Genomic DNA, 210 nt, shown 5'->3' on the forward strand with positions numbered 1-210 from the left:
GACTCGTGGCGATCGAGATGATCGCGGCCCGCTCCGGCATACCGGCCTTCTTCGTGGCGGCGATGATCGCCTTGGCGTTGGCGGTCTGCTCGTCGTTCAGGCTGATCGTCGACTGCTCACCCTGCACACTCACCGTGACCGGCCTACCGGCCGTGGCGGCGGGGGCGGTGTCGGCGTGCGCGGCGATCGGACCGGCGAACACACCACCGG

1 pseudogene is annotated in these 210 nt (G+C 70.0%); it reads right to left on the minus strand.

The features are described 5' to 3' along the window. Positions 1-202: pseudogene (locus tag B1205_RS30595) on the minus strand (hypothetical protein); the annotation flags it as partial. Positions 203-210: the final 8 nt, after the last annotated feature.

This window comes from Micromonospora sp. NBS 11-29 (assembly GCF_002140155.1).
GTDB lineage: Bacteria > Actinomycetota > Actinomycetes > Mycobacteriales > Micromonosporaceae > Micromonospora.